This window comes from Fusibacter tunisiensis (genome assembly GCF_016908355.1).
Lineage (GTDB): Bacteria > Bacillota > Clostridia > Peptostreptococcales > Acidaminobacteraceae > Fusibacter_D > Fusibacter_D tunisiensis.
The window spans coordinates 1-8,928 of the sequence record NZ_JAFBDT010000044.1; the positions used below are offsets into that span (position 1 = coordinate 1).

The following is an 8,928-nucleotide window of genomic DNA, read 5'->3' on the forward strand; positions in this document are numbered from 1 at the left end:
ATTTCGCTGAATTCGTTGGAAAAAGAACACTTTCAGAGAATTTGAAATCATTTTTCAGATGTCTGAGAGTTAATTATGCCGGAAGTTCAGATTTTCTGTTCACTTTCAATAAGAAAAAAGTCTTTACTTCCATGGCTAATAATAAGTCTCTATTTTTCAATAACTATTGCAAAATTATATCTTATTTAAGAAAATATTTTAATTTTAAAGATAAAAAATTCTTCATCCTGCAATGCTTTATATTCTATATTGTAATTATTCAGAATATTACTTACAATATATAAACCTAATCCATTACTATTTTCCTTATTTAAATCAAATTTAACATCAAATATTTTATCCATATTCGAAATTTTATTGTTACCGTATGAATTCTCTATATATAACCAATCATTAACTATCCCAATATTAATTACCCCATTTACATCAGTATATTTTACCGCATTACTAATCAAATTAGATAGAATAATCTTTAAAGCTGTTTTTCCTATATAAACATTCTCATCTAATATATAATTATTGACAGTTATTTTCTTTTGATTTGCTAATATTTCATACTTTTTTAATATGTCTTCTAATGTATCATTTATTTTCAAATATTCTTCATCATTATTCAAATTTTCTATAGAATGAACTGATAATATTTGAGAAATATTTTTTGTTAAACTATCAACGATTTCAATGCATTCATTAATATAAATATCTCTTTCTTTATATTTCCCAATATTGTATTTCATGTTTTCCAGTATTACTTTAAGACTAGCAAGAGGAGTTTTAAGTTCATGGGATGCACCTTTAAAAAAGTCATATTTTAACTTTTCTAATTTTAAAATTTCTTTATTTTTAAATTCCAAATCGTCAATTGTTCTTAATAAAGTAGAATACAAATCATTAATTTGTTGTTTTAATTCTCCAACTTCATCATTAGAGCTAACTTTTAAACGCATTTTTTTATCAAGTTTCATCATTTTATCAGTAACAATTTTTATTTCTTGTATATTATTTTTTATTAATTTTGCATAAATTAAAGAAATAATAGCAGAAAATAAAATTGATATTAATAAAGAATATGGTAAAAATTTAAGGCTTAAATCTTTCGCATCTTTTTGCATATCAGCTGTAGAAACAAATTGTAGATTTGTTTTTTTACCATCATTAAGCTTTATTTCTCTTTCTTCAATTATCAAAGAATTACTATCACTTTCTAAATTAACATTTATATTATCTTTGATTTGTATTTCATTCTTATTATTTTTTTCTTTTATAAATGCTTTTATTTCACTACCCTTAGAATAAAGCTCCAAAGTTTGTTCTATATATTTTATTTCTTTTCCATTCATATTACTAGAAATTTCATTTGCCATATTATGAATCTTTTCTTTTCTCGTCTCCAAATATGTTTTAGGAAAGATAAAAAAAACTAATGAATGAACTAATATAATTATTATTCCAAGAATAGAAAATATTTGTATGAACATTTTTGGAAATATCTTTAATTTTTTCATTTTCTCATTTTCTCTCCAATTTATATCCTACATTTCTTATAGTAGTTATACAGTCTAATTGTAATTTTTTTCTAAGTTCTTTTATATATACATCTATTACTCGATCATAAGGAGTTTCTTCGCTATCTTTCCATACATAATCAATAATTTGCATTCTTGTTAACACTTGTCCATTATTATCCAATAAACATTTTAATATTTCTAGTTCTTTTGCATTTACATCTATTTCTTCACCATTTATTTTAGCTGTATAGCTATTAAAATTAACCGATAGATCCTTATATTCAAACTTCTCTAAATGTCCATAATTCTTCTTAATTAAAGAATCTATTCTAGCCTTTAAGACCGGCAATGAAAATGGCTTTTCTACATATCCGTCTACTAAATTAGTAAATGCATCAATTTTATATTCTTCATCACTAAATGCAGTCAAGATTAGAATTGGTAAATTGCTTTTCTTTCTAATTTCTTTCAACACTTCTAAACCATTTATAAAAGGTATCTGAATGTCTAAGATAACCAAATTTATATCGCTATTAAATTTTGACAAGGCTTCTCTTCCATCTTTAGCTTGAATAACAGTATATCCAAATTCTGAAAGATATTCACTTATTCCCTCTCTTATCATATTATCATCTTCAACAGTTAATATTTTCATATATACCTCTACTTAAGCCTATACACTTATATTATACAGCATATTATTTGATATTTAAAAACCAAAAAATTTTTGGTGCTAAAAAGCACCGAAAATTTTAATTATTGTCAATTAATAATTCTTTTGGATTCCTTCTTAATATATTGAATGAAGAAATAATCAATGATACAAGAAGTACTAAACTCATAAATATAACTACATAAATTATGAATTTAGGTAATACATTTATATCTAAACTTGATAATGTCTTGTTAAATCCTTCAGCTTCTGCCCCACCACCTAATTGGCTAGATGCAGATTGTCTAGCTATTTGTTTAGCTATATCACCAGTAACCTTATTCAATATATTATTCCCAAGCTTATCAGCTGTATATTGAGCTAAGAAATAAGAACCAACGAATGCGGGGATTGATATAAATACCATCTCAATTAGGAATTGACCAAAAATTTCTAATTTTGATATACCTAATGATAGTAATACTGCTATTTCTTTCTTTCTAGCATTCATCCATAAGAATAATAATAATGAAACTACAACTCCTGCAAATATTAATGAGCCAACAAATAATTTATTTGAAATTGAGTAGATACCTGATATAGATTGTTGTAATGCAGGGTAATTTGATGAACTTTTAATCAAATTATATTCTCTCCAATTTATATCTAATTTCCCAAGATCTTTTATTACACTATCAAGATTCTTATCACCTTTTACAAAGAATGTTGCATCTTGGTATACAGCTGTATCTTCTGTATTACCATAAACTTTAGCAGCTGTATGAACATCAGTGATTAATGTATTTTCGTATAGTTCTTGTGCTGCACTTACTCCACCGCTATTATGCCCATCGAATAGACCTTTAATTTCTACTTCTACTGTTTCATCTGCACCTTTCTCATTATCAGCATCAAATAAATTAGATTTTATTTTTATCTTATCTCCAACTTTAAGATTATTTTTTTCAGCTAAATCTTTATGCATTAAGATTTTATTTTTATCTTCATTTTCTAAATGCTTTCCTTCTACTAATTTATATGCTTCTGATACAAATTTTATTTCTTTTGATGAGTCGTTAACCCCAGTTAACATAACTGTTCTTTTAAAATTCTTTGCTCTTTCAGGTGATTGATTCGCAAGAGTCTCTTGAGTTTCAATAATATCATAATCAACTAAATCTGCAACACTGTTTATTCTTTTTACATAGGAGTCTATACTATCTGTTTGAGATATCTTTTTAATATCTTCACCTTTTACATTTCCCCCGCCTCTAGGTGTTCCTGGATTTACTTGTCTATTTATCTCCATAGAAAAACTATTTGTTATATTAGCAAATGTTTCTTTTGAAGCTCTGTCCGTAGCATCTTTAATAGATAAACTAATGAGACTTAAAGTTGACATAGATAAAATAACTAATATAATAATTAATGATTTTAAGCTTTTTCTAGTTACATAAGCAAATGCATTTTTTATCATTATTCAACCTCCAAATTCATTTTATTTACTTTTTTCAACTTTTTACCACTTAGTTCTAAAATGATATCCGCAGAATCTGCTACTTCCTTACTATGTGTTACAACTATTACACATTTATTTCTATCTTTAGCTAATGTCTTTAATATATTAATTATTTCTCCAGCAGTAACACTGTCTAGATTACCAGTAGGCTCATCAGCTAGTATTATTGGAGCATCTGATACCAATGCTCTAGCAATAGCTACTCTTTGTTGCTGTCCACCAGATAATTTCATAACATTTCTTTTTATTTGTTTTTTATCTAAACCTAGTTCAAACAAGATACTTTCATCTGCTGATTTATTTACTAATCTAATATTTTCAATTGGTGATAAATAATCTATTAAATTATAGTTTTGAAATACTAAAGATATATTATTTTTTCTATGATTACTATATCCTTTCTTTTGTACATCTTCATTCTTAAACAATATTTTTCCTGTTTGAGGTTTATCAAGTCCAGCAAGTAAGGAAAGAAGTGTAGATTTTCCTGTTCCTGACTTTCCTACTATCGCATAAAACTTCCCAAGTTCAAATTTTTGATTTACTCCTGACAAAACTTTTTCTTTAGAATTTGCATAACTATATGCTACATTCTTTATTTCTAATATATCCATTATTGCCTCCTAACTTATTTTTGATAATATTTCTTTAGGCTTCTTGATTAATATTAATGAAGAAGCAAATACAACTGATAAAACAATAATACTTATTAATATTAAATAACTTTGTCCAAGTGTTGTTATATTTAACATAAAACTACTATTATTTATTAAACTTCCACCGGAAATCATTGAGTCCTCTGAGTTAATGAATTCATCTACAATTACTTTTAGTAATACATTTCCTAAAAATAAGGAAGATATTATACTTGGTATCGATATGAATATTAACTCGAATATAAATTGCATTATAATTTGTATCTTAGATGTTCCAATAGATAAAAATATACCTATTTCATAAATTCTTTCTCTTAACCATAGAATCAAGATTAATGAAAGAACAACCATCCCACCTAACATAATAGAATAAGTCATTATTTTTATTATATGTTTTATTCCACTCACTGACTCTAAAGACTCTTCAAACGCATTAGAATCTTTTTCAACAAAATACTTTGACTCATCAATTTTAAGCTCTTTCAATTTGTTTAAGGCTAAGTCTGTAGATTCTGCACTACCAGAATACATTAAAATTTTATTTGCGATTTTATTATTTTCTGATTTATTTAATATCTCTTGGCTTGTTGAATAATCTACAAAAACCATATTTTCACTAAAATCAGAAGATAATCCTGTATATGTTTCCTGTTTTTTACCAGAAAAGATCCCTATAATTTTAAATTTATGACTTTTTATTTTTCCACTTTTTTCAATATCTAGTAATTCAAGATCAACTTCATCACCTAATTTTAGATTGTTTTGTTTAGCAAATTCTTCATGAACAATAATTGAATTCTTATCATTTTCTTCTATATTTTTACCTTCTTTAATTGTAAATACTCCACTACTAAATAAAATATTTCTTTTAGTATTATTTGTAGCTTCGAGTGAAACAACATTCTTAAATTCGTCAGATAAATCTTCTCTATTTATTCTTTGTTCTCCGCTAACTACTTTAGCATCTTTTAGTTTTGCTAATCCATCATATTGAATTATTTTTTCTTCAATTTCTTTTAATTTTTCAATATCTTTAAATTGATTAACATTAAAATATTTACCATCTTTTTTTGTTATTGATATTGAAGAATTAGAACTTTCATATAAAGCCCTTTCTATTTCATTGCTTGATTTCATTATTGTTAAACAAGAATACAAGCAAGAAAGAACTATAGTTAATATGATAAAAATTATTAAAGTTCTATTTCTCTTTCTTGTAATATATGCTATTGCATTTTTTATCACTTTCCTGATAAGCTCCTCTCTATTTTTTTATTCCAAAACTAATTGCATCAACAGGACAAGCATTTTTACATCGTCCACACCTGATACACTCTAGATGATTACAATTTTCAACTGGGTCTATATTCATTTGGCAAACTTTTTTACATCTACCACAACTTATGCACTTTTTTTCGTCTAATCTATACCTAAATACTGAAATCGGGTTAAATATAGAATAAATAGCCCCCAGAGGACAGATATACTTACAGAAAGGTCTATATATTACTATTGAAACTAATAAAGTAAGTATTAAAATTACTCCCTTCCAATAGTACAAAAATCCTATAGCTCCTCTCATACTTTTATTCAATAATACAAGCGGTAATCCTCCCTCAAGCATACCAACTGGACAAATAAGCTTACAAAAATATGGAGACCCTTGCCCTAAAATATCAACTAAAAATAGAGGAAGTATTATAACGAAGACAATCAATATTATATATTTCAATTTTCTCAAATGTTTATCAAACTTAAATGTTTCAACTTTTTTAAAAAAGGGAATCTTGTGTAGCAAATCTTGAATCAATCCAAATGGACATAGCCATCCACAAACAAATCTTCCTATAAGCGCACCTATCAAGAACATAAAGCCAACTATATAATAGCTAAACTTATAGTTCGAGTTTCCAATCACTGCCTGTAGCGATCCTATAGGACAAGAACCTTTTGCTCCCGGGCATGAATAACAGTTCATACCCGGAACACAAATTTTCTTTAAATTCCCACCGTAGATTTTACCAGTCTTAAACCCTTCAAAGTAAGAATTAGTAATTAAAAACCAAACGGATTGAAATAAATGCCTAAAACGATCTCTTATTTTATATTTATCTTTTTTTGTACTACCATTTATAATATTTTTAATTCTATCCAATTCCAATACACTCCATACAAATTCTTATCGCCTTATCCAAGACAACTTTAGTTTCTCCATTACTATGACCATAGTAAATCATCGCCATACTAATAAAGATAATTAATAAAGACAAGGCACGGCTTTTTAAAAACTTATTAACCATATACCAATCACCGCTTTACTTTTATTTATTTTTTATTTTTTCCAATTCTTTTTCAATTACCTGCTTCCATTCCTTTGCACTCTTTGCCCCAGAATAAGTATCACCTACAATATTTCCATTACTATCAACAAAGAAAGTCTCTGGCATAGCCTGTATACCATTCAATCTACCATTAAAGTTTGTCTTATCTGGCATTAAGAAAGGATATGAAGCCTTTGTCTTTTCATGTATTAACTTTGACTTTTCAATTGCTTCCTTGTTTTCACCGTTATCATCAACAGTATCTGTAACAACTCCAACGATATTTACACCCTTGCTTTTCATTTCATTCTGAACCTCAACCAAATCAGGAATTTCCTTTACACAAGCTGTACACCAAGTTGCAAATACATTTACCATAGTAAGATCATACTTCTCAAAATCTTTACTTGTAAAATCCTTGCCATTTATGTCCTTTGTTGATAGTTTACGTAAATCTTTAACCGATTCTTTGTTAAATGCTTCTGTATTTTCTAAATCAGTTTTTTCTGATAGCACAAAACCATTTTTAGGACGTTCTTTTTTATCTATAATTTGAATCTCAGTTCTATTTAATTCATCCAGAAGATTACTTTCAGCTCCGCTATTTGTGCTTAAATAGCAATCGTATTTTCCATCACTTGAAACTCCTATTTTAGTATGAGTATCACATCTTGTAATTTCAGATATTTTTTCTTCTGACATATTTTTTTCAAATATACCAATAGTCCCAATTCTTTCAAGCCCATTCTTCCATTTTTCATAACCATCGCCCATTTTTTCTATAACTGCATTTTTTTGTTCTTCCGTCATTTTTTCAAATGTCAAAATAGCATACTTTAGTTCTTTATCTATAGGACTTTGATCATCTAATATCGCTATCTTTTTATCCGTCATATACTTTTTAACTTTGTCTGAGAGTTTGAATTTAAGCCCTAAATATTCATAAACATATTCTTCCTTTGCCTCCAATGTATAATCTGACGGTTTAAAAGTTTCATTTTTGCCATTTGCATTATTTGACATGCCTGCTTCTTCAGAACTTATGGATTGTCCTTCTTTAATTTTATTGTTTTCATTACTTTTTTGACAGCCAACTGCACTTAAGCTCAAACATAACGTAAGTAATACACACGCTCCTCTTGATACTATTTTTTTCATAAATTTTTCCTCCTTTATTTTTACACAACAGCAGTTTATAACTACTTTCAATAATATTCTACACACCTTTTATGAAACGTTGATGAAATATAATTTTTTATTTTTCCAAACTATGGTATAATAATATAAATATTATGCTTAAAGTTGTTCTTACACGATTAGTATATGAGCAAGCACAGTAAGTGTACGGACACTTACGAGAAAATTGATGAAGCGGACCCTTTTGGGCTCGCTTCTTTTTATTCAATTTTCTACTTGTTCCTATCGGAATGATTTAGGGGACACCCCTAATACCCTGTTTAAATAAAAAAGAAAGGGAGGATTCATATGACAAACAGATTTAGAAATGAACGTATTGAAATTAAGCTGACAACAGAAGAAAAAGAACTTTTTAAGAAAAAACATGAGATGAGTAAGTCAAAATCAATGGCTCATTTTATAAGGAAAAGTGTCCTTGAAGCTCCTATATTTGTAATTGATATGAGTATTTTTAGAAGGCTACAAACTCTTATAGGGAAGAACTCTAACAACCTTAATCAAATTGCAAAGAGAGTAAATAGTACAGGAATAATCTATAGAGAGGATATTGAAGACTTAAAAAAAGAGAATGATGATATATCAAGAGAGATAATAAAAATTCAAAATATCTTAACAAGAAAATATATGAATAGGTCTGATTGATATGGCTATTACAAAAATACACCCCATCAAATCTACTCTCAGCCTTGCTATTGATTATATTACTAGTGATGAAAAAACTGATGAACAAATATTGATCAGTTCTGATGGTTGCTCTCCCTCAACTGCTCATTTACAGTTTATGAATACGAGGGAAATCAATGATACTAGAGGAACAGTTTTAGCTAGACATTTAATACAAAGCTTTGTCCCTGGAGAGGTAAGTCCTGAAAAAGCACACGAGATAGGTCTTGCTCTGGCTGAGTATTCCGGTGTCTTCTGAGCCGTGTGTCCGATAACAATGAGCCACCATTCCGTTTTAGATTGAGCCATAGTTCCGTAGCTTTTGAGCCAACAATTGTAGTTCCTTTATAATTAGAATATGTATTGATTCAATGCAAATACTTATAAAGGAGGTCACATGATGACCAATTAT

At 27.7% G+C, this 8,928-nt stretch carries 9 protein-coding genes and 1 pseudogene; 2 read left to right on the forward strand and 8 right to left on the reverse strand.

Annotated features, from left to right (window positions below; all coding sequences use genetic code 11):
* Window positions 1–185 precede the first annotated feature (185 nt).
* The 8 genes from JOC49_RS12695 to JOC49_RS12725 form a co-directional block, all read right to left on the reverse strand.
* Window positions 186–1,505 carry a HAMP domain-containing sensor histidine kinase gene (locus JOC49_RS12695; protein ID WP_204665411.1) on the reverse strand — a complete coding sequence of 440 codons (1,320 nt, stop codon included), beginning with the start codon at window positions 1,503–1,505 and terminating at the stop codon, window positions 186–188.
* A 4-nt stretch (window positions 1,506–1,509) separates the two neighbouring features.
* Window positions 1,510–2,163 carry a response regulator transcription factor gene (locus JOC49_RS12700; RefSeq protein ID WP_204665412.1) on the reverse strand — a complete coding sequence of 218 codons (654 nt, stop codon included), beginning with the start codon at window positions 2,161–2,163 and terminating at the stop codon, window positions 1,510–1,512.
* A 97-nt stretch (window positions 2,164–2,260) separates the two neighbouring features.
* Window positions 2,261–3,637, reverse strand: coding sequence for an ABC transporter permease (locus tag JOC49_RS12705; protein ID WP_204665413.1), 1,377 nt, complete (start codon window positions 3,635–3,637; stop codon window positions 2,261–2,263).
* Window positions 3,637–4,293, reverse strand: a complete 657-nt coding sequence (locus JOC49_RS12710) for an ABC transporter ATP-binding protein (RefSeq protein ID WP_204665414.1) — start codon at window positions 4,291–4,293, stop codon at window positions 3,637–3,639. Before JOC49_RS12710 ends, JOC49_RS12705 begins: the two co-directional genes overlap by 1 nt.
* Window positions 4,294–4,302: 9 nt before the next feature.
* On the reverse strand, window positions 4,303–5,472 hold the full coding sequence (locus tag JOC49_RS12715) for an ABC transporter permease (RefSeq protein WP_459251393.1): 1,170 nt from the start codon (window positions 5,470–5,472) through the stop codon (window positions 4,303–4,305).
* A gap of 127 nt (window positions 5,473–5,599) precedes the next feature.
* Window positions 5,600–6,490, reverse strand: a complete 891-nt coding sequence (locus tag JOC49_RS12720) for a 4Fe-4S binding protein (protein ID WP_204665416.1) — start codon at window positions 6,488–6,490, stop codon at window positions 5,600–5,602.
* Window positions 6,483–6,635 carry a CD1871A family CXXC motif-containing protein gene (locus tag JOC49_RS13415; RefSeq protein WP_003426158.1) on the reverse strand — a complete coding sequence of 51 codons (153 nt, stop codon included), beginning with the start codon at window positions 6,633–6,635 and terminating at the stop codon, window positions 6,483–6,485. The genes JOC49_RS12720 and JOC49_RS13415 overlap by 8 nt, the downstream gene beginning before the upstream one ends.
* A 21-nt stretch (window positions 6,636–6,656) precedes the next feature.
* Window positions 6,657–7,814 carry a TlpA family protein disulfide reductase gene (locus JOC49_RS12725; RefSeq protein WP_204665417.1) on the reverse strand — a complete coding sequence of 386 codons (1,158 nt, stop codon included), beginning with the start codon at window positions 7,812–7,814 and terminating at the stop codon, window positions 6,657–6,659.
* Window positions 7,815–8,141: 327 nt separating this feature from the next.
* Between JOC49_RS12725 and JOC49_RS12730 the strand changes: the two genes are divergently transcribed.
* Both JOC49_RS12730 and JOC49_RS12735 read left to right on the forward strand, forming a co-directional pair.
* Window positions 8,142–8,495: a plasmid mobilization protein gene (locus JOC49_RS12730; protein WP_204665418.1), complete on the forward strand. Its 354-nt coding sequence runs from the start codon at window positions 8,142–8,144 to the stop codon at window positions 8,493–8,495.
* A 1-nt stretch (window position 8,496) separates the two neighbouring features.
* A pseudogene (locus JOC49_RS12735) lies at window positions 8,497–8,757 on the forward strand (relaxase/mobilization nuclease domain-containing protein); the annotation flags it as partial.
* Window positions 8,758–8,928 lie beyond the last annotated feature (171 nt).